We start from the raw sequence: 325 nt of genomic DNA on the forward strand, positions 1-325 counted from the left end.
AAGTGGCCAATACGGACAATTGTGATGGTGGTACAGTCACTATTCAGGTAGGTCCCGATATGGACAATGTGATCGATGCGGTGGACGACAGTTATGGAGTGGAAACCGGTATGAGTGGTGTAATCCCTGATAGCAACGTGCTCGGCAACGATACTATCAACGGCGAGGTAGTAGCCGCCACGGACGTAGTGCTTACTTCTACGCAAACGGACGAACTTACTATAAACGAAGATGGCAGTGTTAGCGTAGCCCCCGGTACTGCCGATGGCACCTACACTATAGAATATACGATCTGTGAAGTGGCCAATGCGGAAAATTGTGATAC

1 pseudogene is annotated in these 325 nt (G+C 49.2%); it reads left to right on the top strand.

Features of this window, described 5'->3' with window-relative positions:
• Positions 1-325 (top strand): annotated as a pseudogene (locus MWU82_RS24210) (hypothetical protein); the annotation flags it as partial.

Origin of the sequence: Arenibacter sp. S6351L (assembly GCF_023016025.1) — a bacterium.
Classification (GTDB): Bacteria; Bacteroidota; Bacteroidia; order Flavobacteriales; family Flavobacteriaceae; genus Arenibacter; species Arenibacter algicola_B.